This window comes from Kitasatospora sp. NPDC036934 (assembly GCF_055608425.1).
In genome coordinates, this window is the sequence record NZ_JBVJQR010000015.1 from 38033 (window position 1) to 60069 (window position 22037).

General features: G+C 73.7%; 18 protein-coding genes and 2 tRNA genes. 10 read left to right on the plus strand and 10 right to left on the minus strand.

Features of this window, described 5'->3' with window-relative positions:
• A complete protein-coding gene (locus tag ACZ7BZ_RS23450) occupies positions 1–309 on the minus strand; it encodes a hypothetical protein (protein ID WP_470360004.1) in 309 nt (102 codons plus the stop codon).
• Positions 310–545: 236 nt separating this feature from the next.
• Here ACZ7BZ_RS23450 and ACZ7BZ_RS23455 point away from each other — a divergent pair, with 236 nt between their 5' ends.
• The 3 genes from ACZ7BZ_RS23455 (at position 546) to ACZ7BZ_RS23465 (ending at position 1723) form a co-directional block, all read left to right on the plus strand.
• Positions 546–902: a hypothetical protein gene (locus ACZ7BZ_RS23455; protein WP_380459772.1), complete on the plus strand. Its 357-nt coding sequence runs from the start codon at positions 546–548 to the stop codon at positions 900–902.
• A 25-nt stretch (positions 903–927) separates the two neighbouring features.
• Complete coding sequence (locus ACZ7BZ_RS23460; protein WP_470360005.1) at positions 928–1581, plus strand: bifunctional DNA primase/polymerase; 654 nt, start codon at positions 928–930, stop codon at positions 1579–1581.
• A gap of 68 nt (positions 1582–1649) precedes the next feature.
• A tRNA-Lys gene (locus ACZ7BZ_RS23465) sits at positions 1650–1723 on the plus strand.
• 112 nt (positions 1724–1835) lie between these two features.
• On the opposite strand, the gene pgi is transcribed toward ACZ7BZ_RS23465, so the two are convergent.
• Together pgi and ACZ7BZ_RS23475 are read right to left on the minus strand one after the other, a co-directional pair.
• Positions 1836–3497: a glucose-6-phosphate isomerase gene (pgi, locus tag ACZ7BZ_RS23470; protein WP_470360006.1), complete on the minus strand. Its 1662-nt coding sequence runs from the start codon at positions 3495–3497 to the stop codon at positions 1836–1838.
• Between the two features lie 210 nt (positions 3498–3707).
• Entirely contained in the window at positions 3708–5291 is a 1584-nt protein-coding gene (locus tag ACZ7BZ_RS23475) for a Na+/H+ antiporter (protein WP_470360007.1), read from the minus strand.
• A gap of 206 nt (positions 5292–5497) precedes the next feature.
• Here ACZ7BZ_RS23475 and ACZ7BZ_RS23480 point away from each other — a divergent pair, with 206 nt between their 5' ends.
• The 4 genes from ACZ7BZ_RS23480 to ACZ7BZ_RS23495 all read left to right on the plus strand — a co-directional run bounded on the left by ACZ7BZ_RS23480 (position 5498) and on the right by ACZ7BZ_RS23495 (position 8346).
• Entirely contained in the window at positions 5498–6406 is a 909-nt protein-coding gene (locus ACZ7BZ_RS23480) for an NADP-dependent oxidoreductase (RefSeq protein WP_470360008.1), read from the plus strand.
• Positions 6407–6475: 69 nt separating this feature from the next.
• A tRNA-Lys gene (locus ACZ7BZ_RS23485) sits at positions 6476–6549 on the plus strand.
• 136 nt (positions 6550–6685) lie between these two features.
• Positions 6686–7717 carry a GlxA family transcriptional regulator gene (locus ACZ7BZ_RS23490; RefSeq protein WP_470360009.1) on the plus strand — a complete coding sequence of 344 codons (1032 nt, stop codon included), beginning with the start codon at positions 6686–6688 and terminating at the stop codon, positions 7715–7717.
• Positions 7717–8346 carry a DJ-1/PfpI family protein gene (locus ACZ7BZ_RS23495; RefSeq protein ID WP_470360010.1) on the plus strand — a complete coding sequence of 210 codons (630 nt, stop codon included), beginning with the start codon at positions 7717–7719 and terminating at the stop codon, positions 8344–8346. Before ACZ7BZ_RS23490 ends, ACZ7BZ_RS23495 begins: the two co-directional genes overlap by 1 nt.
• A 58-nt stretch (positions 8347–8404) precedes the next feature.
• Here ACZ7BZ_RS23495 and ACZ7BZ_RS23500 read toward each other — a convergent pair whose 3' ends face one another.
• On the minus strand, positions 8405–10090 hold the full coding sequence (locus ACZ7BZ_RS23500; protein WP_470360011.1) for a chitinase: 1686 nt from the start codon (positions 10088–10090) through the stop codon (positions 8405–8407).
• A 204-nt stretch (positions 10091–10294) separates the two neighbouring features.
• Here ACZ7BZ_RS23500 and ACZ7BZ_RS23505 point away from each other — a divergent pair, with 204 nt between their 5' ends.
• A complete protein-coding gene (locus ACZ7BZ_RS23505) occupies positions 10295–13501 on the plus strand; it encodes a S41 family peptidase (RefSeq protein ID WP_470360012.1) in 3207 nt (1068 codons plus the stop codon).
• Positions 13502–13550: 49 nt separating this feature from the next.
• On the opposite strand, the gene ACZ7BZ_RS23510 is transcribed toward ACZ7BZ_RS23505, so the two are convergent.
• The gene (locus ACZ7BZ_RS23510) at positions 13551–13766 is read right to left on the minus strand and encodes a hypothetical protein (RefSeq protein WP_470360013.1); all 216 of its coding nucleotides are present in this window, start codon (positions 13764–13766) and stop codon (positions 13551–13553) included.
• 150 nt (positions 13767–13916) lie between these two features.
• Between ACZ7BZ_RS23510 and ACZ7BZ_RS23515 the strand changes: the two genes are divergently transcribed.
• Complete coding sequence (locus ACZ7BZ_RS23515) at positions 13917–14696, plus strand: phosphoribosyl-dephospho-CoA transferase MdcG domain-containing protein (protein ID WP_470360014.1); 780 nt, start codon at positions 13917–13919, stop codon at positions 14694–14696.
• A gap of 15 nt (positions 14697–14711) precedes the next feature.
• Here ACZ7BZ_RS23515 and ACZ7BZ_RS23520 read toward each other — a convergent pair whose 3' ends face one another.
• The 4 genes from ACZ7BZ_RS23520 to snpA (ACZ7BZ_RS23535) all read right to left on the minus strand — a co-directional run bounded on the left by ACZ7BZ_RS23520 (position 14712) and on the right by snpA (ACZ7BZ_RS23535) (position 19451).
• Positions 14712–16772, minus strand: coding sequence for a phosphocholine-specific phospholipase C (locus ACZ7BZ_RS23520; protein ID WP_470360128.1), 2061 nt, complete (start codon positions 16770–16772; stop codon positions 14712–14714).
• A gap of 204 nt (positions 16773–16976) precedes the next feature.
• Entirely contained in the window at positions 16977–17636 is a 660-nt protein-coding gene (locus ACZ7BZ_RS23525) for a pentapeptide repeat-containing protein (protein ID WP_470360015.1), read from the minus strand.
• A 206-nt stretch (positions 17637–17842) separates the two neighbouring features.
• Positions 17843–18481 (minus strand): snapalysin, encoded by a 639-nt coding sequence (gene snpA, locus ACZ7BZ_RS23530; RefSeq protein ID WP_470360016.1) that lies wholly within the window; start codon positions 18479–18481, stop codon positions 17843–17845.
• A 334-nt stretch (positions 18482–18815) separates the two neighbouring features.
• Positions 18816–19451: a snapalysin gene (snpA, locus tag ACZ7BZ_RS23535; RefSeq protein WP_470360017.1), complete on the minus strand. Its 636-nt coding sequence runs from the start codon at positions 19449–19451 to the stop codon at positions 18816–18818.
• Between the two features lie 269 nt (positions 19452–19720).
• Between snpA (ACZ7BZ_RS23535) and ACZ7BZ_RS23540 the strand changes: the two genes are divergently transcribed.
• Complete coding sequence (locus ACZ7BZ_RS23540; RefSeq protein ID WP_380461233.1) at positions 19721–20695, plus strand: LysR family transcriptional regulator; 975 nt, start codon at positions 19721–19723, stop codon at positions 20693–20695.
• A 100-nt stretch (positions 20696–20795) separates the two neighbouring features.
• Here the strand turns inward: ACZ7BZ_RS23540 and ACZ7BZ_RS23545 are convergent, their stop codons facing one another.
• On the minus strand, positions 20796–22004 hold the full coding sequence (locus ACZ7BZ_RS23545) for a low temperature requirement protein A (RefSeq protein ID WP_470360018.1): 1209 nt from the start codon (positions 22002–22004) through the stop codon (positions 20796–20798).
• Positions 22005–22037: the final 33 nt, after the last annotated feature.

Here is a 22037-nt window from a genome sequence, read left to right on the forward strand (position 1 = left end):
TCAGTCCTCGGTCTCGCACACCGCGAAGGCCACCACGGACCCGTGCGCGGCCTGGGCGCTCCAGCCGGTCGCGTCGGCGGTCGGCCCGCTGACGCGCACCGGTCCGTCCGCGTCGGGCTGGAGCCGGTAGCCGCCGCCGGTCAGGTGGGTACCGGCCGGGCAGGTGGCCGTAGAGACGCCGCCCGGGCTGCTCGGCGGCCCGCTGACCACTGCGGCGGTCTCGGCGGCGGCGGCGGACCCGGCCGGTACGACGGGCAGCGCCGGTGCCAGGGCGGCGGCCAGCAGGAGGCCGGTGGAGAGTGCGCGCATGGGGTGCTCCCGGTTCGGTGGGCGACTGTTGTCGCCAGGAACAACCGGTTCGCACGCGATCCGGATGTGCGGCGCCCGGGGCTCCCTCCCGGCGCGCGCCGGGGGAATAGCGCCTGCACGCGCACCGTTCCGCTACCGGCCGCCGCCGCGAGACAATGGACGACGGCCACGATCGGGCGGTGCGGCCCGGAGCAGCCCACCGCCCTCCCTCACCGAGACCACGGAGGTGTCCGTCCATGCCCGACTCCCCCGCCGAGACGCCCGAGCCCACCAGGCGACTGCGCCCCGTGCAGCTCCTGTTCGAGCCGCAGTCCGCCGAACCGGAGCCGGAACGGTTCTTCGACCTGGAGTCCATCGACGACCCCGCGGAGCTGCTGCGCCGCTCCACCGAACTGGCCCTGGCCTTCCGGGCCGCCGCCGAGCGGGCCACCGACTTCCAGGCCGTCGCCGCCGCCCAGCTCGCCGACCCGCGCCGCTTCGACGCGCTGTCGGACGCCGAGATCGCCGAGCGGTCGGACTGGACCCCGGACTACGCCACCAAGATGATCGAGTACGGCCGCACCCTGCTCCAGCCGCGCCGTCACGAGGACTGACCCCTCGACCCGCGGCCGCTGGCATATGCCAGCGGCGGAGGGTACGCGATCGCCCGTCGCCCTGTCCGGCGAACGGCGCTTTCCGCCCCTTCGGGGGCGCGCACGGCGCAGGCTGCTGGGCGTGGACATCTGGACGCACCAGTCGGTGGAATACGTCACCGTGGCCGGGGAGGCCTGGCTGGCCTCCGCCAGCGAGTACCCGCGCAGCATGCGCGCCCTCTGGGAGGCCCGCCCGTGGGCGCCCTCCGTGCTGCCCTGCGGGCGGACCTTCGACGTGATCAGCATGCCGTCGCTGTTCGGCCGCCGGGTGCTGGACGAACTGTGGGCCTCCGGCCCCGGCTGCGGCCCGGTCGCGGGCTACCGGGGGCGCACCCTGCTGTTCGTCCGGCCCGGCGCGGCCCCCCGGCTCCGCCGGCTGCTGGCCTGGGAGGAGTGGGCCCGGGACGTGCCGCCGCTGCTCTGCCACGGCAAGGGCGACGCGGTGACGGTGCCGCCGCTGCAGCGGATGGTGCACGGCCCGGACTCCCCCGGCCGGGGCTCGGGCCGCTGGATCGTCGCCCCGGACGAGCGGGAGCCCTGGCTGCCCGGGGCCTCGGTGGTGCTGTGGGCCTGCGTACGGGCGGCGCGCGAGCCCGGCGGGGCCATGCCGGCCTCGCCGGTCGTCGTGACCGGGGGGTGAACGGAGGCCGGCCGGTATTCGATTTTGGCTCGACCGCGGGCCGCTGCTAGAGTCTTCTCTGTCAGCAGGCGCCGCTAGCTCAGTTGGTTAGAGCAGCTGACTCTTAATCAGCGGGTCCGGGGTTCGAGTCCCTGGCGGCGCACAGACAGTCGAGAGGCCCCTTGCGAAAGCAAGGGGCCTCTCGGCGTTCCCGGCCCGCCGGGAACAGCCGGCACGGCCGGGCCGCCCGCCGGAGCGGACGGCCCGGCCGGGGCTCAGCGGCCGCGCAGCGCGCGGTAGCGGGCGACCAGCTCGGCGGTGGAGCTGTCCAGCTGCTCGCCGCCCTCGCCGGTGAGCAGCACCGGCTCGATCCGCTTGGCGAGCACCTTGCCCAGCTCGACGCCCCACTGGTCGAAGGAGTCGATGTTCCAGATCGCGCCCTGGACGAACACCTTGTGCTCGTACAGCGCGACCAGCTGGCCGAGCACCGACGGGGTCAGCTCGGCGGCCAGGATGGTGGTGGTCGGGTGGTTGCCCTGGAAGGTCTTGTGCGGTACGAGTTCGGCCGGCACGCCCTCGGCGGCGACCTCCTCCGGGGTCTTGCCGAAGGCCAGCGCCTGGGTCTGGGCGAAGAAGTTGGCCAGCAGCAGGTCGTGCTGGGCGACCAGGCGGTCCGGCAGGTCGGCGACCGGCCGGGCGAAGCCGATGAAGTCGGCCGGGATCACCTTGGTGCCCTGGTGCAGCAGCTGGTAGTAGGCGTGCTGGCCGTTGGTGCCCGGGGTGCCCCAGACCACCGGGCCGGTCTGCCAGCCGACCGGGGTGCCGTCACGGGTCACCGACTTGCCGTTGGACTCCATGTCCAGCTGCTGGAGGTAGGCGGTGAACTTGGACAGGTAGTGCGAGTACGGCAGCACCGCGTGCGCCTGGGCGTCGAAGAACGCGCCGTACCAGACGCCCAGCAGGCCGAGCAGCAGCGGGACGTTCTGCTCCGGCGGGGCGGTGCGGAAGTGCTCGTCGACCAGGTGGAAGCCGTCCAGCATCTCGCGGAAGGCGTCCGGGCCGATGGCGATCATCAGCGAGAGGCCGATCGCCGAGTCGTAGGAGTAGCGGCCGCCGACCCAGTCCCAGAACTCGAACATGTTGGCAGTGTCGATGCCGAAGTCCTGCACGCCCTGGGCGTTGGTCGACAGCGCGACGAAGTGCTTGGCCACCGCCTCGGTGCCGGCGCCCAGGCCGTCGAGCAGCCAGCCGCGGGCGGAGACGGCGTTGGTGATGGTCTCGATGGTGGTGAAGGTCTTCGAGGCGACGATGAACAGCGTCTCGGCCGGGTCGAGGTCGCGGACGGCTTCGTGCAGGTCGGCGCCGTCCACGTTGGAGACGAAGCGCACCGCCAGGTCGCGCTTGCCGAAGGAGCGGAGCACCTCGTAGGCCATCGCCGGGCCGAGGTCGGAGCCGCCGATGCCGATGTTGACCACGGTGCGGATCGGCTTGCCGGTGTGGCCCGTCCACTCGCCGCTGCGGACCCGGTCGGCGAAGGCGGCCATCTTGTCCAGGACGGCGTGCACCGCGGGGACGACGTCGACGCCGTCCACCTCGACGACAGCGCCGCGCGGGGCGCGCAGCGCGGTGTGCAGGACGGCGCGGTGCTCGGTGATGTTGATCTTCTCGCCGCGGAACATGGCGTCCCGCAGCTCGGCGACGCCGGTGGCGGCGGCGAGCTCGCGCAGCAGCTCCAGCGTCTCGTCGGTGACCAGGTGCTTGGCGTAGTCCACGTGCAGGTCGCCGACCCGCAGGGTGTGGGTGCGGCCGCGCTCGGGGTCGGCGGCGAACAGCTCGCGCAGGTGGGTCTCGCCCAGCTCCTCGCGGTGCTTGGCCAGGGCGGCCCACTGCGGGGTGCGGTCGAGCGGGGTGCGGGCGTCGGCGCGGGTCTCCGACATCGGTGGGTCCTCGATTCATCTGGGTGCAGAAACCGGCAGGGCCAGGCGTGAGGGCCAGGCGGTGGAATGCCTGTTCGCGAGGTCGTGGCGGTACTGGTGGTTCGCCGACTCCGTTGACGGCCTGCCCGGGTTCAGCCTATGCAACCCGGGAGGGGGTCGCGCACATTCCGCCCGGTGGGCGCGGACTGTCCGTCACTTCCGGTGCGCCCGCTACTTCCGTTCGGAGCGCAGGTCGAGTCCGCGCAGCACCTGGTCGACCAGTTCCGGGTCGGCGCCGAGTTCGCTGCGGGCGATGAGCATCTCGCGCCGGGAGGCGGCGATCATCTCCTGCTCGACCTCGGCGGCGGCCCGCCACTGGGAGATCCGCTGCTTCGCCTCGGCGGCCTCCTCCTCGGCGTAGTTCTCCGGGCAGAGCCGGGCCAGCCGGTCGTGCTGACGGTCCCGCAGCCGGTCGGCGACCTCGGCGGGCAGCTTGTCCTGCTCCTCCAGTTCGCCGAGCCGATGGAGCCCGGCCTTGGCGGCCCGCCACCAGAGTTGCCGCACCGCCTGTTCGTGCTTGTCCTGGTCGATGTCCAGTTCGAGCCGCTTGGCCAGCCAGGGCAGGGTCAGGCCCTGGACCAGCAGGGTGAACAGCACCACGCTGAAGGCGATGAAGACCAGCCGGCCGCGCTCCGGGAAGTCCTCGCCGGAGTGCAGGGTCAGCGGGATGGCGAGGGCCAGCGCGACGGTGGCCACCCCGCGCATGCCGGACCACCAGAGGACCACGCTCTCCTTCCAGCTGAACGGGGTGTCCTCCTCGGCGTCCTTGCGCAGCCTCTTCGACAGCCAGCCGGCCGGCAGCAGCCAGAGCAGCCGGACCACCACCACGACCGCGATGACCACGGCGGCGTCGCCGAGGAAGCCGGTCCAGCCGCGGCCGGCCTCCTTGAGCACGGTGGCCAGCTCCAGGCCGATCAGGCCGAAGGCCACGCCGGTGATCAGGATCTCGACCACCTCCCAGAAGGCGTTGCCCACCAGCCGGTAGGCGACGGCGTCGGCGTCAGCGGCCCGCTCGGCGAGGTAGAGCGCGCAGACCACGACGGCGAGCACGCCGGAGCCGTGGATCTCCTCGGCGATGGTGTAGGCGGCGAAGGGCACCAGCAGGTTGAGCGCGACCTGCTGGGTCGGGTCGTCCAGGCGGTCGGCGAGCTTGGCGTTCACCCAGCCGAGCACCACGCCGACGATCACGGCGAGCACCGCGGACAGCACGAAGCGCAGCACGGCGTGGCCGACCGAGAAGTCGCCGCTGACCACGGCCTCGATGGCCAGCGAGTAGATGACGATCGCGGTGACGTCGTTGAACAGTCCCTCGCTCTCCAGGATCGCCACCAGCCGCCGGGGCAGCCCGACGCTGCCGGCCACCGCGACGGCGGCCACCGGGTCGGGCGGGGAGACCAGCGCGCCGACCGCGATCGCGGCGGCCAGCGGCAGGGCGGGCAGCAGCCAGTGCACGGTGCCGGCCACGGCGATCGAGGTGACCACCACCAGGGCGATCGCCAGCAGCAGGATCGAGCGGGCGTTGGCCTTGAAGTAGCGGACCGAGGAGCGCCGGGCGACGGCGAAGATCAGCGGCGGCAGGACCAGCGGGAGGATCAGCTCGGGCTCGATCTTGACGTCCGGGATCTGCGGGACGAGTGCCATGACGATGCCGAGCAGGGTCATCAGGACCGGTTGCGGCACACCCGTCCTTCGGGCGAGTGGCATGGTCACCACGGAGGCGAGCAGCACCAGGAAGAACAGGGGCAGCTGGCCCACGGGGAGGTTCCTCTCGACGGCGGATCGGCGGCCGGGTCCCGACGGGAGGGACGGCCGGTCGGCGACGGACGGCTGAGCGCCGCCCAGGATAAATCTGACAATGCACCCATTGGTGAAGACGCGCCGAACAGGTGCTTGACCTCAAGCGCACTTCAGGTCGGAGGATCGGGGCGTTCGCGTGAAGGAACCGGCGAGAGGAATTACCCATGAAGGCGGTCACGGTGCCGACGCCCGGCGGTCCGGAGGTCCTGCGGGTCACCGAGGTGGCCGACCCCGAGCCCGCGGCGGGCGAGGTCCGGATACGGGTGTACGCCGCCGCGGTGCAGCCGGTGGACCTCGCGATCCGGGAGGGCTTCCGGCCGCCGGGACTGGTGGCCGAGCCGCCGCTCGTCCTCGGCAACGAGTTCGCCGGGGTGGTGGACCGGCTCGGGCCGGGCGTCGACGCCTGGCGGGTGGGTGACGAGGTGCTGGGCTTCCGGGTGCTGGGCTGCCAGGCCGAGCTGGTCACGGTGGACGCCGCCCAGCTGGTGGCCAAGCCCGCCGGGATGCCCTGGGAGCAGGCCGGCGCGCTCTCCGCCTCCGGCCAGACCGCCCACGTCGCGCTCGACCTGCTCGGCGTCACCGCCGGCGACACCGTCCTGGTGCACGGCGCCAGCGGCGGGGTCGGCACCGTCGCCGTCCAGCTGGCCCGGGCCCTGGGCGCCACCGTGATCGGCACCGCGAGCGAGCGCAACCACGACTACCTGCGCGAGCTGGGCGCGATCCCGGTGGCCTACGGCGAGGGACTGGTCGAGCGGGTCCGGGCGGTCGCCCCGCAGGGGGTGCACGCGGCCTTCGACGCGGCCGGCCGGGGCGCCCTGGCGGCCTCCGTCGAACTGGTCGCCGACCGGGACCGGATCGGCACCGTGGTCGACTACCCGGAGGCCCAGCGGCTGGGCGTCCGGGGACTGCGGGGGCCGCGCACCGCCGAGCGGCTGACCGAGCTGGTCCGGCTCTGGGAGACGGGCGGGCTGCGGATCGAGGTCGCCGAGTCGCTGCCGCTGGAGCGGGCCGAGCAGGCGCACCGGCTGGTCGGCACCGGGCACGTCCGCGGCAAGGTGGTGCTCACGGCCTGAGCGGGCCGGGCCGCCCCAGCCGATTGTGTGTTTCGGCCGCTGACCAGGTAATGTTCTCCACGTCAGCAGGCGCCGCTAGCTCAGTTGGTTAGAGCAGCTGACTCTTAATCAGCGGGTCCGGGGTTCGAGTCCCTGGCGGCGCACAGACAGCCGAGAGGCCCCTTGCGAAAGCAAGGGGCCTCTCGGCGTTTGCGCCCACTCGCGCCCGCGCCCACCGGTGGCAGGAAAGGTGGGAAGCAGGTCATTGCTGCCATCACGGGCCGGTGACAGGCTGGCCGCATGAGAGCGCGCAGCGTACTCGTCGTCCTCTACGACGGTGTGCAGAGCCTGGACGTCACCGGCCCCCTGGAGGTGTTCGCCGCGGGCGGCGCGGCCGCCGGGCGGCCGGGCGCGTACCGGGTGACCACGGCCTCCCCCGGCGGTCGGCCGGTGCGCAGCGCCAGCGGGCTGCGGCTGCTGCCGGACATCGACCTGGCCGACGTCGGGCCGGTGCACACCCTGCTGGTCCCGGGCGGGGAGGGCTTCGAGGACCCGGACGCCGCCCTGGTGGCGCGGATCCGGGAACTGGCCGGCCCGGCCGAGCGGGTGGTGTCGGTGTGCACCGGGGCCTTCCTGCTCGCCGAGGCCGGGCTGCTGTCCGGGCGCCGGGCGACCACCCACTGGGCATACTGCGCGGAGCTGGCCCGCCGCTTCCCGGACGTGGCGGTCGACCCGGATCCGATCCACGTCCGGGACGGGCGCCTCGCCACCTCGGCCGGGGTCACCGCCGGGATCGACCTGGCGCTGGCCCTGGTCGAGGAGGACCTCGGCCGGGACGCCGCGCTGCTGATCGCCCGTCACCTGGTGGTCTTCCTGCGCCGACCGGGCAACCAGGCCCAGTTCAGCACCCAGCTGGCCGCCCAGGTGGCGGCCCGGCAGCCGCTGCGCGAGGTCCAGCGGTGGATCGCCGAGCACCCCGAGGCGGACCTGTCGGTCGAGTCGCTGGCCGCCCGGTCGGCGCTGTCCCCGCGGCACTTCGCCCGGGCCTTCGCCGCCGAGGTGGGGGTGCCCCCGGGCCGGTACGTGGACGGGGTCCGGCTGGAGGCCGCCCGTCGGCGGCTGGAGGACACCGACGAGGGCATCGAGGGGATCGCGCGCTCCTGCGGCTACGGCACCCCGGAGGCGATGCGGCGCGCCTTCGTCCGGACCCTGGCCGTCCCGCCCGCCGAGTACCGCCGTCGCTTCCGCACCCGACCGGACGACTCACCGCCCGTCGGTCCACCGCCCGTTGCTCCACAGTCCGTCACCCCACTGCCCGTCGGAGGTCACTGATGCGCATCGCGATCCTGCTCTACCCCGAGTTCACCAGCCTGGACGTGGTCGGCCCGTACGAGGTGCTGTCCCGGATCCCCGGTGCCGAGGTGGTGTTCACCGCCGCGGAGCGCGGCCCGGTCCGCAACGACCTGGCCGGCCTGGCGCTGACCGCGGACGCCCTCCTCGACGAGGTGGACTCGGCCGACCTGCTGCTGGTGCCCGGCGGGCCCGGGACGGAGGCGCAGCTGACGGACGAGGTGGCGCTCGACTGGGTGCGCCGGGTGGACGCGACCACCACCTGGACCACCTCGGTCTGCTCCGGCTCGCTGATCCTGGGCGCCGCCGGGCTGCTCCGCGGCCGCCGGGCGACCACCCACTGGGGTGTGCTGGACCAGCTGACCCGGTTCGGGGCGGAGCCCACCGGCACCGAGCGGACCGTGGTCGACGGCAAGTACGCGACCGCAGCCGGGGTCTCGGCCGGGATCGACCTCGCGCTCACTCTGACCGGCCTGATCGCCGGGGACGGGACCGCGCAGGCGATCCAGCTGCTCATCGAGTACGACCCGCAGCCGCCGTACACCGCGGGCGCCCTGGCGAAGGCATCCCCCGCGGTGGTGGAGCGGGCGAAGCGGCTGCTGGTGCCCTGACCGGGCCGTGCCGTGCTGCGGGGTCAGCGAACCGCGGCCCCCGCAGTCGGCGGCCGGGTCAGCGGCCGAAGTAGGCGTCGAAGTTCTTGGAGAACTCCCGGCCGCCGAACCGGTCCCAGTTGACCGACCAGGTCATCAGCCCGGCCAGGTTCGGGTGGGCGCCCGAACGCGGCACGTACGAACCGCAGTCGGCCAGCTTGGTGAGGCAGTCCAGGGCCTTGTCCACCTCGGCCGGGGCGACGTAGCCGTTGCCCGCGTTGGTGGTGGCCGGCATGCCGATGGCGACCTTCGAGGCGGGCAGCGGCGGGAACACGTTGTTCGCGTTGCCCGCCACCGGGAAGCCGTTGAGCAGCAGGTCGGTCATCGCGACGTGGAAGTCGGCGCCGCCCATCGAGTGGTACTGGTTGTCCAGGCCCATGATCGAGCCGGAGTTGTAGTCCTGGACGTGCAGCAGGGTGAGGTCGTCTCGCAGCGCGTGGATCACCGGCAGGTACGCCCCGGCCCGCGGGTCCTGACCGCCCCAGGGGCCGGATCCGTAGTACTGGTAGCCGAGTTGGACGAAGAAGGTCTCCGGCGCCATGGTCAGCACGAAACCCGGGCCGTACTTGGCCTTGAGGGTCTTCAGCGCCGAGATCAGGTTGACGATGACCGCGCTCTTCGGGTTCTTGAAGTCGGTGTCGCCGGTGTCGAGGGAGAGCGAGTGGCCCTCGAAGTCGATGTCCAGGCCGTCCAGGCCCCACTTGTCGATGATCGCCGAGACCGAGCTGACGAAGGTGTCCCGGGCGGCGGCGGTGGTCAGCTGGACCTGGCCGTTCTGGCCGCCGATCGAGATCAGCACCTTCTTGCCCTGGGCGCGCTTGGCGGCGATGGCGGCCTTGAAGTCGGCGTCGGACTCGACGGTCGGGCAGTCGGTGGCCGAGCAGCGGTTGAAGCGGATGTCGCCGGAGGTCGGGGAGGTGGGCTCGCCGAAGGAGAGGTCGATGATGTCCCAGGAGCTGGGGACGTCGGCCATCCGGGTGTAGCCGGCGCCGTTGGCGAAGCTGGCGTGCAGGTAGCCGACCAGGGTGTGGCTGCCCGTCGGAGTGCCGGTGGGCGTTCCGGTGGGCGTTCCGGTGGGGGTGCCCGTCGGGGTCCCGGTCGGCGTGGACGTCGGGGTCGGCGTCGGGGTCGGCGTGGACGTCGGGGTCGGCGTCGGGGTCGGCGTGGGCGTCGGGGTCGGCGTGGGCGTCGGGCTGGGGGCGCCCGGGCCGTCCAGCGAGATGTCGTCCGCGTAGTAGGTGCCCTGCCCGTACCAACCGTGGGTGTACACGGTGGCGGTGGTCTGGGCGGCGCCGGTGGTGAAGCCGACGCTGAGCTTCTGGTACGCCCCGCCGGTGCCGGGCGTCCAGGTGCTGGGGCCGCCGCCGTCGATGCCCAGGTAGACGTAGGAGCCGTTGACCCAGGCGCTGAGCGTGTAGGTGGTGTTCGGTGCGACGGCGACGGTCTGGGCGCACTGGGCGGTGTCGCCCGCGGTGGCCGCGGCGGCGAGCGCGTAGCTCCCGCTGTGCACCGGGGAGGGGACCACGCTGCCGGAGTTGCCGGAGCAGCTCCACGGGCCGAGCGCGCCGGATTCGAAGCCGCCGTTGGCCAGGAACTCGCCGGCCGAGGCGGCGGGCGCCAGGCCCAGGGTGACGCCGACCAGGGTGGCCGCGGCGACGGCGGAGGCGGTGCCGGCCGCGAGGCCGTTTCTCAGGTTTCTGCGCATGGGGGTGCTCCTGCGGTGGCGCGGTCGTGGGGGACGTCCGAGGGCACGCCGGAGCACGCGCCAGTGGGGGGAACTGCCCGGCCTGGCACCCAAGTTGGACTAGACCACTGAAGTGGATCCGCCAGTGCGCTGTCAATGGTCCAGACCGGCGAGGGAGGGTCGTCTCCGGTTGCCGGGGGTGACACCCCGTCGAAGGATGGAGGAGTGACCCCGCCCGGCTACCTCCGCTACCCCCACCTGTACGGCGACCTGCTCGCCTTCACCGCCGAGGACGACGTCTGGATCGCCCCGCTGGAGCCCGGCGCCGCCACCACCGGCCGGGCCTGGCGGGTCGGCTGCGACCGCACCCGGGTCAGCCACCCCCGCTTCTCCCCCGACGGCCGCACCCTCGCCTGGACCAGCTGGCTCGGCCTGACCCCCGAGGTGTGGACCGCCCCGACCGAGGGCGGCGAGGCCCACCGGCTCAGCTACTGGGGCAGCCAGGACACCCGGGTGCGCGGCTGGCTGCCGGACGGCGAGGTGCTGGCCGTCACCTCCTATCACGAGCCCTTCGGCCACTACACCTGGGCGCACGCCCTGCCGCCCGACGGCTCCCCCGGCCGCCGGATGCCCTGGGGCCCGGTCGGCGACGCCCAGCTGAGCCGGCGGCGCACCGTGCTGCTCACCGGCTCCGCCCCGCACGAACCCGCCGCCTGGAAGCGCTACCGCGGCGGCGCCGTCGGCCGGCTCTGGGTGGACGGCGAACAGATCCTGCCCGAGCACACCGGCCACCTCGCCTCCCCCATGCCGGTCGACGACCGGATCGCCTTCCTCTCCGACCACGAGGGCATCGGCAACCTCTACTCCTGCCGCCCGGACGGCACCGACCTGCGCCGGCACACCGACCACGCCTCCTACTACGCCCGCGAGGCCGCCACCGACGGCACCCGGATCGTCTACCAGCACGCCGGCGACCTCTGGCTGCTCGACGGCCTGGACGCCCCCGCCCCGCGCCGGCTGCAGGTGCCGCTCGGCGGCGCCCGGGCCGGCCGCCGCCCGTACCAGGTCGGCGCCGCCTCCCAGGTCAAGGACCTCGCCTGCGACCAGACCGGGCGGGCCGGGGTGATCACCGTGCGCGGCAGTCAGTACTGGCTCACCCACAAGGACGGCCCGGCCCGCGCGCTCGCCGACACCCCCGGGGTGCGCACCCGGCTGCCCGTGCTGCTCGGCCACACCGGCGAGGCGGCCTGGATCACCGACGCCGAGGGGGCCGACGCGATCGAGGTGGTGCCGCTGCCCGGACACGAGGACACCGGGCAGCGGCACCACCGCCGGGTGCTCGCCGCCGATCGGCTCGGCCGGGTCCTGGAGCTCTCCGCCGCCCCCGACGGCACCCGGCTCGCCGTCACCACCTCGGACGGGCGGCTGCTGCTGGTCTCCGCCGCGGACGGCGAGGTCCGCGAACTGGCCGGCTCCGACTACGGACCCGTCGCCAGCGCCCGGTTCTCCCCCGACTCGCACTGGATCGCCTGGTCCCAGCCGGCCGCCGGGCGCTCGCTGCGTCGGATCCGGCTCACCCGCACCGACGCCTCCGCGCCGATCACCGACGTCACCGACGGCCGGTTCGAGGACGAGCAGCCGGTGTTCACCCGGGACGGCCGCTACCTGGCCTTCCTGTCCTGGCGCGGCTTCGACCCCGTCCACGACGTGCACACCGGCGACCTCTCCTTCCCGGTCGGCTGCCGCCCGTACCTCGTCCCGCTCACCGCCGACACCCCCTCCCCGTTCGCCGCACCCGTCGAGGACGGCGCCCCGCGCGGGGACGGCGGCGGCGACGGCACCGTCCGGGTCGACCCCCAGGGCATCGGCGAGCGGCTGCTGCAGTTCCCGGTGATCGCCTCCAAGTACTCGGCCACCGACGCGGTGCGCGGCGGCCTGGTCTGGCTGCGCTGGCCGATCTCCGGCACCCTCGGGCAGACCTTCGCCAGCCCCGACGACACCTCCGGCCGCCCCTCCCTGGAGCACTTCGACCTGGCCCGGGGCACCCGCAGCACGCTGGTCGACAAGCTGGACGGCTACGCCGTGTCCGGGGACGGCGGCTCGATCGCGGTCTACTCGGCCGGGACGCTGCGGGTGATCCCGGTCGCCGTCCCCTCCGCCGGGACCAGCGTCGACCTGCGCCGGATCACCCACACCGTGCACCCCGCCGCCGAGTGGCGCCAGGCGTACCACGAGGCGGCCCGGATCGTCCGGGACCAGTTCTGGGACGAGCGGATGTCCGGACTGGACTGGCCCGCGCTGGTCGCCCAGTACGAGCCGCTGCTGGACCGGATCTGCTCACCCGACGACTTCGCCGACCTGCTGCGCGAACTCCTCGGCGAACTCGGCACCTCGCACGCCTACGTCACCCCCTCCCGGCGCGCCGAGGGCCCCACCCTCGCCCAGCAGCCGCTCGGCCTGCTCGGCGCCAACGCCCACCGCTCCCCCGACGGCCGCTGGCTGGTCGACCGGGTGCTGCCCGGGGAGTCCTCCGACCCGCGCGCCCGCGCCCCGCTGGCCGCCCGGGGCGTCCGGGACGGCGACGAACTGCTGGAGGTCGGCGGCCGCCCGGTGGACCCGGTGCGCGGACCGCTGCCGCTGCTGGCCGGCACCGGCGGCACCACCGTCGAGCTCGCCCTGCGCACCGGCCCGGACGGCCCGGTGCGGCGGATCGCCGTCACCCCACTGACCGACGAACGGGCCGTCCGCTACCAGGACTGGGTGGCCAAACGGCGCTCCCTGGTAAGGGAGTTCAGCGACGGCCGGTGCGGCTACCTGCACATCCCGGACCTCGGCGGCTCCGGCTGGGCCCAGTTCAACCGGGACCTGCGGCGCGAACTCGACAAGCCCGCACTGGTGTTGGACGTGCGCGGCAACGCCGGCGGCAACGTCTCCGAACTCGTCCTGGAGAAGCTCACCCGGCGCGTCCTCGCCTGGGACTTCAGCCGGGACCGCCAGCCCGTCCGCTGGCCGCGGCACGCACTGCGCGGCCCGCTGGTGGCGCTCGCCGACGAGGCGACCAGCTCGGACGGGGACGTGATCATCGCGGCGATCAAGTTGCTCGGCCTCGGCCCGGTGATCGGCAACCGCACCTGGGGCGGGGTGGTCGGGATGACCGGGCGGCACACCCTGGGCGACGGCACCCAGATCTCGGTGCCGAAGAACGCCTCCTGGTTCAGCGGAGGGCTCGGCTGGTCGGTGGAGAACCGGGGCGTGGAACCGGACGTGCACGTGCTGCGCACCCCCCAGGACTGGGCCCGGGGGCGCCACCCTGAGCTGGTCACCGCCGTCCAACTGGCCATGGAGCTGCTGGAGGACGCCCCGGCCGCGGCGCCCCCGCCCACCGACACCCCGCGGCCGGACCTGCGGCGCCCGCCGCTGCCGCCGCGGTGACTCCGGTTCTCGGTCCCGGGGACCGGTTCTCGGTCCCGGGGACCGGCTCTCAGTCCCAGGGATCGCCCTCGGCGGTCATGTTCTCGGCGGCGCGCCGGTCGGCCTCCTCCTGGGCGAGCCGGTCCTGGGCGTCCCTGGTCCGCTCGACGTCCTCGCCGAAGGCGTCGGCCGCCTCGTCGTGGGCGAGCGCGGCCCGCTCCGCGGCGTCCGGTCCGGTGGACTCGTGCTGCGGCGGCCGGTGGAACAACCTGTCCAAGATGCCCATGACTCCTCCTCCTGCGGACGGAACCGCGGAACTTCCGGGCTGCCCCCACTCTCACACCGGGGGCCCGCGGATGCACCTTGAGCCTTTGGTCCCTGGCGGAGGCGCCGAAGGGCCGTAGCCGGGGGCGGGCCGGAGGCGGAGGGTGGCGGTGTGAGGAACTCCACCGAGGAACTGCACGACGGACCACGCCGGCGGGTCGGTCCGCTGGCAGCGCTGGACGGACGGCTGCCCGGCACCCACGACCTGCTGCTGATGCAGTGCCCCGGCTCACTGCGCCCGGTGGCGGGCGGCGAGCTGTCGGGCTGGGCACGGGCGGTGCTGCGGACGCACCCCTGGGTGACCGTCGGCCGGGCGCCCGCGCAGGTGGGCGCCCCGGCGGACCCGCCCCACCCGCAGCGCTGCGCCCGGGACCCGGAGGCGGCGCCCGAGCACTGGGTGCCGGTCACGGTGCGCGGCGCGCGCCCCGGGCAGCGGCTGGACGCGCTGGCCCCCTGGGCCGCGGTGGCCCGGACACTGCGGCCCGAGCAGCTGGCCGAACGGCGGGCACGACTGGCCCCCGACCGGGTCGGCGGCATCCCGGCGCTGGCCCTGCTGCCGGAGGTCGGCCGGCTGGTCGCGGACCACCGGCTCCCCTGGGGCCCGATCGGCGCGGTCGGCTACGAGCTGGGCACCGGCCTCCCGGTCGCCGGGCCGCTCAGCCCGCTGCGACTGGTGCTGCGAGCCCCGCACCCGGTCAGCCGGCGGGACGCGCTGCAGCTGCGCCGGGCGCTGAGCAAGCTGCCGGTGCCGGTGCAGGCCGAGCTGGAGACCCGCTACGGCGCCGTCCAGCTCGCCGAGTACGCGGCGGGGGTGCACAGCTTCACCCTGCTGACGCCGTACGGGCCCCGGGAGGTCCACGATCCGTGGTTCCCCGGGGGCCCGTACGGCTAGGACGTGCGCGTACGGTCAGCCGCTGACGCTGGGCTCCCCCGTCTCCAGGTGGCCGGTGAAGCGCTGCGACCAGCCGGCGTCGACGTCGACCGTGACGGTGAAGTCGTACCAGCCGTTGTTGTGGGCGACCGCGTTGAAGAAGTCGCTGACGCTGCCGCCGGCCGGCACCTGGTACGTCCAGGGGCCGTCCGTGCGGTAGTTGTTCGAGGTGATGGTGAAGGTGATCGGCGAGGTGCCGGAGTTGTCCATCTTGAAGTAGACGGCGAGCTTGCCGCTGCCCGGCTCGACCGCGTACGAGGCGGTGACGGCGGCGTTCTTGCCCGCCTGGGTGAGGTCGCCGGTGAATCGGCGCAGGAACCGGTTCGGGCCGACCACGGTCAGGTCGTACTTGCCGTTGCCGAAGTTGTTGGTGCCGCAGTTGAAGAAGTCGGTGACCGGGCTGCCGGAGTCCACCGTGTACTGCCAGGGGCCGCCGCTGCGGTAGGCGTTGGCGTACGCGGCGAAGTGCGCGGCCCGGGCGGCGCCGTCGTTCGACATCTTCACCCAGACGTGCATGACCCCACTGGCGTTGCTGTCCCAGTGGTCCAGGTTGGCGTTGGGCTGGTACGGCAGCGCGCGGGCCGGACGGGTGCCGGGCTCCTGGGCGGGCAGCGCGTTGTCGCTCGGCGAGGGGTTGGGCAGCGGGCCGCAGGTGGACAGGCCGATGGTCTGCGAGGTGTCGGGCAGCGTGGGCAGGCCGTACACCGGGTTGGCGAAGTCGAAGACCGAGGTGAGGTCGCCGCAGACCTGGCGGCGCCAGGCGCTGATGTTGGGGCTGGTGGCGGGCGTGCCGAGGGCGGCGGTCCACACCTCCAGGAAGCGCAGCACCGAGGTGTGGTCGAAGGTCTCGGAGTTGACCCAGCCGCCTCGGGTCCACGGGGAGATCGCGATCAGCGGGACGCGGAAGCCGAGGCCGATGTTGGTGGAGTTGTAGAACTCGCCCGCGGTGCCGGCCGGCGCGGCCGGCGGCGGGACGTGGTCGAAGAAGCCGTCGTTCTCGTCGTAGTTGAGCAGCAGGACGGTGGAGTTGAACACGTCGGGGTCCGCGTTCAGGGCGTCCATCACCAGGTGGACGAAGTGCGCGCCGTCCTCGGGGGTGGCGTAGGGGTGCTCGGAGGACTGCTGGTCGGCGACGATCCAGGAGACCTTCGGCAGGGTGCCGTTCTGCACGTCCGCCCGGATCGCGGCGGCGATGTCGTCCGGGGTGCGGCCGGTGACCTTGGGGACGGAACCCATGCCCTTGACGGCCAGCGGGCTGCCGGCCGCGGCGCCGGTGAACTGGCTGAAGTAGGCGAGGGCGTTGTCGCCGAAGTTGTCGGCGGCGTTCTGGTAGACCTTCCAGCTGACGCCGGCGTTCTCCAGCGCCTCGGCGTACGTCTGCCAGCGCAGGTTGGACTCGGAGCCGCCGTCGTAGGCCGGGCCGCCCGCGGCGCCGGCCGGGTCGATCGTCCCGCTCCAGTGGTAGGTGCGGTTGGGGCCGGTCGCGCTGAGCACCGAGCAGTGGTAGGCGTCGCAGATGGTCCAGTTGTCGGCCAGCGCGTAGTGGAACGGGATGTCGGCGCGCCGCAGGTGGCCGAGGGTGCGGACGGTGCCCTTGGCGGACACCCAGGAGTCCATCTTGCCGCCGTTCCAGGCCTTGTGCTGGTCGGACCAGGCGTGCGAGAGGTCGCCGTTGCACTGCGCCTGGGTCTCCGCGGAGCCGCTGGCGCCCGAGGGGTTGAAGGCCCACGGGTACTGGCGGGCGAACAGGCCGTTCGGCTGGTTGAAGACGCTGTAACCGCCGGCGATCTGGATGGCGGCCTTGTCGGCGAAGCCCCGGACGCCCTTGAGGGTGCCGAAGTAGTGGTCGAAGCTCCGGTTCTCCTGCATCAGGATCACCACGTGCTGCACGTCGGTGATGGTGCCGGTGGTGCTGAGCGTGGTGCCGGCGGCGGCGCTCGGGGCGGCGGTGCCCAGGACGTCGGCGCCGGCCACGGCGAGGCCGGCCGCGGTGGCGCCGGACAGCGTGACGAACTTCCTACGACTCAACTCGGCCATCAGACCGGTCCGTCCCTTCACTGGCGATGTTGTGTACACAACTCGGGGCCATCGATCGCGGAGCAGTCTCCACCTCGACCGGAGCCGGCCACCAGATGCGCGCAGCAGGTTTGTCGGACTGTTCGTCCGGACGTCACCGGGCGACGGCGGGCTGAACGCCCGGCCGATGAGACGGGGAGACCGTCCGCACCGACCGGCGCCCGGTCAGCGGTCCTTCACCTCGATGCCCAGCGCGTGGGCGAACTGCGGCGCCAGCTCAAGCAGTTGGGAGGTGCTGATGACCGCCCCGCGCAGCCCCTGGTGGCCGTCCGCCAGGCCGAGCCGGGCGGCCCCGCGCAGATCCGTCCCGCTCAGCACGGCCCCGCGCAGCCGGACCTCCTCCAGCGTCGAACCGGGGAAGGACACCCCGGTCAGCTTCGCCCCGCCGAAGTCCACGTCGCGCAGCAGGCAGTCCTCGAACACGACGTCCCGCAGCACGGCCGACCGCAGGTTGACCGCCTCCAGCTTGCAGCCGCGGAACACCACCCTGCGCAACGCGGCCCCGTACCCGGCGACCCCGGCCAGCACCCCGCCGACGAAGGCGCTGTCCTGCCACTCGGTGTCGCTCAGGTCGCAGGCCACCCAGCGGCCGGCCCGCACCCAGACGTCGTTGAACCGGGCCTGGCGCAGCTTGACCCCGCTGAGCGCGACCCCGGTGAAGGCGCACTCCAGGAAGGCCGCGCCGGCACCCGACTCGTCGGTGTGCTCGCCGCCGTCGAAGTGCGCGGTGTCGTAGCGCTCGTCGCTGCGCAGCGGACCGGTGTGCGGGTGCAGCAGCTCGGCGTACGGGAGGTCGGCGAGCTGCTCGGGGACGGAACGGGGCATGGCGGCGGCGCCTTTCGGATCGAGGGCGAACGGGGTCTCGCCCGCATGCTCGCACGCGCCACCGACAGCTCCGCCCGTACGCGCCCCCGCCGACCCAGCCGTCCGCTCAGCCGTCCGCTCAGCCGTCGGTCACCAGAGCGGCGACGCCCCGGCCCGGCCGCTGCGGACGCGGCCGGGCCGGGGCGCTCGGGCGGTGGACCGGCCGATCAGCCGCGCGCCCAGAGCGAGTTGACCCGGCTGCGCTCGGTGCTGTTCGGGTACGGGTTGGTGCAGGAGGTGCCGGGGCCGCCGCCCGACATCAGCTCGCTGCACGGGCCGGAGTAGTGGTCCGGCAGGCCGAGCACGTGCCCGGTCTCGTGGGCCGTCACCCGCACCGAGTCGTATTGCCGGTTCTGCTGGTAGTCGAGGAAGACGTAGCCGCGCCCGTGCCCGTCCGTGCTGGCGTACGAACCGCGGCTGTCGTCGCCCTCGTAGTAGCTGAAGTCGGCGGCCGAGCCGGCCTGCAGCCGGACGTTGCTGACCGAGCTGTTCCAGATCTGCGCGGCGCTGGCGATCTGACTGCGGAAGGACGGCGCGGAGCTCGCGTCGTAGGTGACCACGACGGTCGCCAGGCCCGGACTGGCGGCCTGCTTGGCCTTGGCGGAGGCCATCACGGCCTGGAAGAACGCCTGGTTGTCCGCCGCTTCCTGGGTGGAACCGGCGTACGTCGAACCGGCGTGCGTCGAGGCGGTGTAGCCCTGGACGGCCGGAGCTGCCGGCGCCGCGGCGGCCGCGGTGGTGGGCAGCACGGCGAGACCCGCCGCGAGGGCGAGGCCGAGGGTCGCGGACAGCACGGATCGCTTCATGTGGGGGCTCCTGAAGGGGTCCTGGAGGTACTGGGGGCTCCGGTCCCTGGTGCCGCGCCGGATTGGGGGCCGGCTGGGGGGACACCTGGTGACCGGGTGTCCCCAGAGCTTCGGGCAGTCCGGCGGCCGGGCGGATGATGTCAACCCGCGATAGCCCGGTGCAATACCCCGCACCCCTTCGGATTCCGGCCGTCTTTTACTCGTCTTGACTCAGACATGCCCCTGGCATTCCGTTCCGGGGGCGGCTAGGCTCCCCGACGGGGAAGTACCCGTGCGGTGGCCCGCCCGTTTCCGGCCGGGCGGGCCACCGCGCCCGATTCACCCGCCGGGCACGTCAGTTGGCCGCTGCCACGCCGTTGGCCCAGAGTGCGTCGACCTGCGCGCTCTCGTTGGCGTCGGGGTGCGCGTTGGTGCAGGACGGGCCGGGGCCGTGGCCCGACATCAGTTCACTGCACGGCCCCGAGTAGTCGTCGGGCAGACCGAGCACGTGCCCGGTCTCGTGGGCCACGATCCGCAGCGAGTAGTACTCCTGGGCCTGCTGGTGGTCGATGAAGATGTAGCCGTGCCCGTGCCCGTCGGTGCTGGCGTACGAGCCGCTGCCGTCACCCTCGGTGTACGAGAAGTCGCCGGTGCCGCTGGTCTCCTGGAGCTGGACGTTGTGCACCGAACTGTTCCAGATCTGCGCGGCGTTGGCGATGTCGGCGGCGAAGGAAGGGGCCTGGTTGGTGTCGTAGGTGACGGTGACGGACTGCAGCCACGGGTCGGCGGCCCGCCTGGCCTCGGCGGAGGCCATCACGGCCCGGAAGAACGCCTGGTTGTTCGCGGCCTCCTCGGCCGGACCGGCGTGGGCCCGGGCGGCACTGGTCTGCGCGGCCGGAGCGGCGGGCGCGGCGACGGCGGCGGTGGGCAGGGCCACGAGCGTGGCGGCGAGGCCCAGTCCGAGGGTCGCGGACAGCACGGATCGCTTCATGTGGGGGCTCCGAGTTCACGGTGCGCCGGTCCGCCCGGGCCGATGGGGGCCGGACCGGGCGGCTGCGGCGCGCGGTGGGGGCCGTCCCGGTCGGGGCCGGGGCGGTGTGGTGCCCACGAGCTTCGACCCGCCCGGGCCCGTCGCGGATGATGTCAACCCGCGATAGCCCGGCCGACTACCGGTGGGTATCCGCCGTGGGCGCCGTCGGCATGCCTTGATTCCCTGTCATGTCCTTGGCGATACGGCTCGATGACGTCTATGCTCCCGTCGTGGAGCTCGACGTGAGACACCTCCGGGTGCTGTGCGCGATCGCCGACACCGGCAGCCTCCGCAAGGCCGCGCTCCAGCTCGGCATGACCCAGCCCTCCCTCACCACCCAGCTGCACCGGATAGAACGAGCCATCGGCGGAACCCTGTTCACCCGCGAGCAGACCGGAAGCCGGCCCACCGCACTCGGCCACTCGGTGCTGTCCCGGGCCCGGCCGGTGATCAGCGAGATGGCCGCCCTGATCGCCGCCGCCCGCCAGGAGGCCCGCGACACCACCGGGCCCGACCGGCAGCGCCGACTGCGGATCGGCAGCGTCGGCAGCCGGGCCGTCGCCGCCTGGCTGCGCCGGGTGCACGAGCGGCTGCCGGACACCGACACCACCATCCACGTCGACATCTCCGCCAGCGCCCTGCTGCGGATGGTCGCCGCCGACCAGCTGGACGTGGCCTTCGTGTACGAGAGCGAGGGCTTCCCGCTGCGGGTGCCGCCGGACGCCGAGCACCGGGTGCTGATGGCCCGTGAGCCGCAGTTCGTCGCGCTCGCCGCCGGGCACCCGGCCGCCGCCCGCCCGGTCGTCCACCTGGCCGACCTCGCCGAGGACACCTGGATGGTCGACCCGACCGCCGACCACGAGTACGCCGCGATGCGCCGGGTCTTCAGCGAGGCCGGGCTCAACCCCCGGGTGGTGCAGGTGCGGGACAACGCCACCGCCGCCGAACTGGTCGCCTCCGGCGAGGCCGTCCGCCCCTGCCAGCCGACCTCGCTGCCCGGACCCGGCACGGTGGTCCGCCCCGTACACGGGGACCCGCTCGCCGTCCGACTGCTGTTCACCTGGCGCCCCCGGGTGCTCAGCCCGCCCGCCCTGGACGCGCTCTACGGCGAACTGCGCGCCGCCTACCTGGACCTGGCCAAGGTCAACCCGGCCTACCTGGCCTGGCTGGCGCGGCACGAACCGGTGCTGCTGGGGCGGCTCTAGGATCCGCCGGAGCAGCCCTGGGTCCGCCGGACGGACCCCGGGTCCACCGGCCCAAGGACCTGGGTCCACCGGACAAGGCCCCGGGCCCGCCGGGCAGGCCCTACCTCCCGGCCCGGCGCTCCCGGCCGTGGATCAGCACGCCCGTGGCGACCATCAGCGCGCAGACCAGGCCCGCCGCCAGCACCCCGGACCCGCCCAGTGCCGTACAGGCCAGCACCAGCGCCGCCCCGACCGGCGCCACCGACTGGGCGACCGGGCCGCGCTTGGTGTGCCGGGAGTGCAGGTACCAGACGGTGACCAGGTAGACCGCGGTCGGCACGGTGACCGTCGCGGTGGCGGCCGCCTCGGAGATCTCCGCCTTGTGCACGGCCGACTCCACCGCCACCTCCAGCCCCGCACCGATCGCCGCCGCCGACCCGAACACCAGGTAGTGCCCGTAACCCCATGCGAACGCCTGCCGGTTGGATCGCAGGTGGTCGTGGACGGGCCGGGCGAAGTAGATCCACCAGGCCGCGAAGCAGATCAGCAGCCCGCCGGCCGCCACCGGCACCAGCCGGCCCAGCTCCTCGTGCTCGTCCACCGCCGACTGCACCGCCACCGTCGCCGCGGCCACCGTCTCGCCGAGCACGATCAGGGTGAACAGCCCGTACCGCTCGGCGATGTGGTGCGGGTGCCAGGCGGTCTGCATCCGCAGCTCGGCGACCACCGGCACGGCCAGCTCGCACAGCACCCCGATCGGGATGATCACCGGCCGGGCGGCGTCCGGCAGGAGCAGCAGCACCACCCAGCCCACCTGGCAGAGCATGATCCCGACCGCGTACCGCAGCGCGACCCGCCGGGCCTCGCCCTGCTCGCCGGCCGCCGCGCGCAGCCACTGGGTGACCATCGCCAGCCGCATCACCACGTAGCCGACGATCGACAGCGTGAGGTCCTGGGCGGTGAACAGCCGCGGCACCCCGGCGGCCAGGATCAGCACGCCGGCGATCTGCACCAGCGTGGTGATCCGGTACGGCACGTCGTCGCAGTCGTACGCGGAGGCGAACCAGGTGAAGTTCATCCAGGCCCACCAGATGGCGAAGAAGGCGAGGGCGTAGCCGCGCAGGCCCTCGCCGTAGTGCCCGGCCGCCAGCGAGTGGGCGAGTTCGCGGCCGGCCTGGCCGACCGCGACCACGAAGCAGAGGTCGAAGAACAGTTCCAGCGGGGTGGCGACCCGGTGCGGCTCGTCGCGGTCGCGGGGGACCATCCGGCGCACCGGGGGCGGGTCGACGTGGTGCGCTCGGGCTGCCGCGGCGGCGGGTTCACTGGGCATCGGTGCTGCTCCGGGGGGTCGGGAGGGGGCGGA

Bases quoted from the DNA above. Each gene is read 5' to 3' on its own strand.
- ACZ7BZ_RS23450 (WP_470360004.1), bottom strand. From the start codon at position 309: ATGCGCGCACTCTCCACCGGCCTCCTGCTGGCCGCCGCCCTGGCACCG.
- ACZ7BZ_RS23455 (WP_380459772.1), top strand. From the start codon at position 546: ATGCCCGACTCCCCCGCCGAGACGCCCGAGCCCACCAGGCGACTGCGC.
- ACZ7BZ_RS23460 (WP_470360005.1), top strand. From the start codon at position 928: ATGCCAGCGGCGGAGGGTACGCGATCGCCCGTCGCCCTGTCCGGCGAA.
- pgi (WP_470360006.1), bottom strand. From the start codon at position 3,497: ATGTCGGAGACCCGCGCCGACGCCCGCACCCCGCTCGACCGCACCCCG.
- ACZ7BZ_RS23480 (WP_470360008.1), top strand. From the start codon at position 5,498: ATGAAGGCGGTCACGGTGCCGACGCCCGGCGGTCCGGAGGTCCTGCGG.
- ACZ7BZ_RS23490 (WP_470360009.1), top strand. From the start codon at position 6,686: ATGAGAGCGCGCAGCGTACTCGTCGTCCTCTACGACGGTGTGCAGAGC.
- ACZ7BZ_RS23495 (WP_470360010.1), top strand. From the start codon at position 7,717: ATGCGCATCGCGATCCTGCTCTACCCCGAGTTCACCAGCCTGGACGTG.
- ACZ7BZ_RS23500 (WP_470360011.1), bottom strand. From the start codon at position 10,090: ATGCGCAGAAACCTGAGAAACGGCCTCGCGGCCGGCACCGCCTCCGCC.
- ACZ7BZ_RS23510 (WP_470360013.1), bottom strand. From the start codon at position 13,766: ATGGGCATCTTGGACAGGTTGTTCCACCGGCCGCCGCAGCACGAGTCC.
- ACZ7BZ_RS23520 (WP_470360128.1), bottom strand. From the start codon at position 16,772: ATGGCCGAGTTGAGTCGTAGGAAGTTCGTCACGCTGTCCGGCGCCACC.
- ACZ7BZ_RS23525 (WP_470360015.1), bottom strand. From the start codon at position 17,636: ATGCCCCGTTCCGTCCCCGAGCAGCTCGCCGACCTCCCGTACGCCGAG.
- snpA (WP_470360016.1), bottom strand. From the start codon at position 18,481: ATGAAGCGATCCGTGCTGTCCGCGACCCTCGGCCTCGCCCTCGCGGCG.
- snpA (WP_470360017.1), bottom strand. From the start codon at position 19,451: ATGAAGCGATCCGTGCTGTCCGCGACCCTCGGACTGGGCCTCGCCGCC.
- ACZ7BZ_RS23545 (WP_470360018.1), bottom strand. From the start codon at position 22,004: ATGCCCAGTGAACCCGCCGCCGCGGCAGCCCGAGCGCACCACGTCGAC.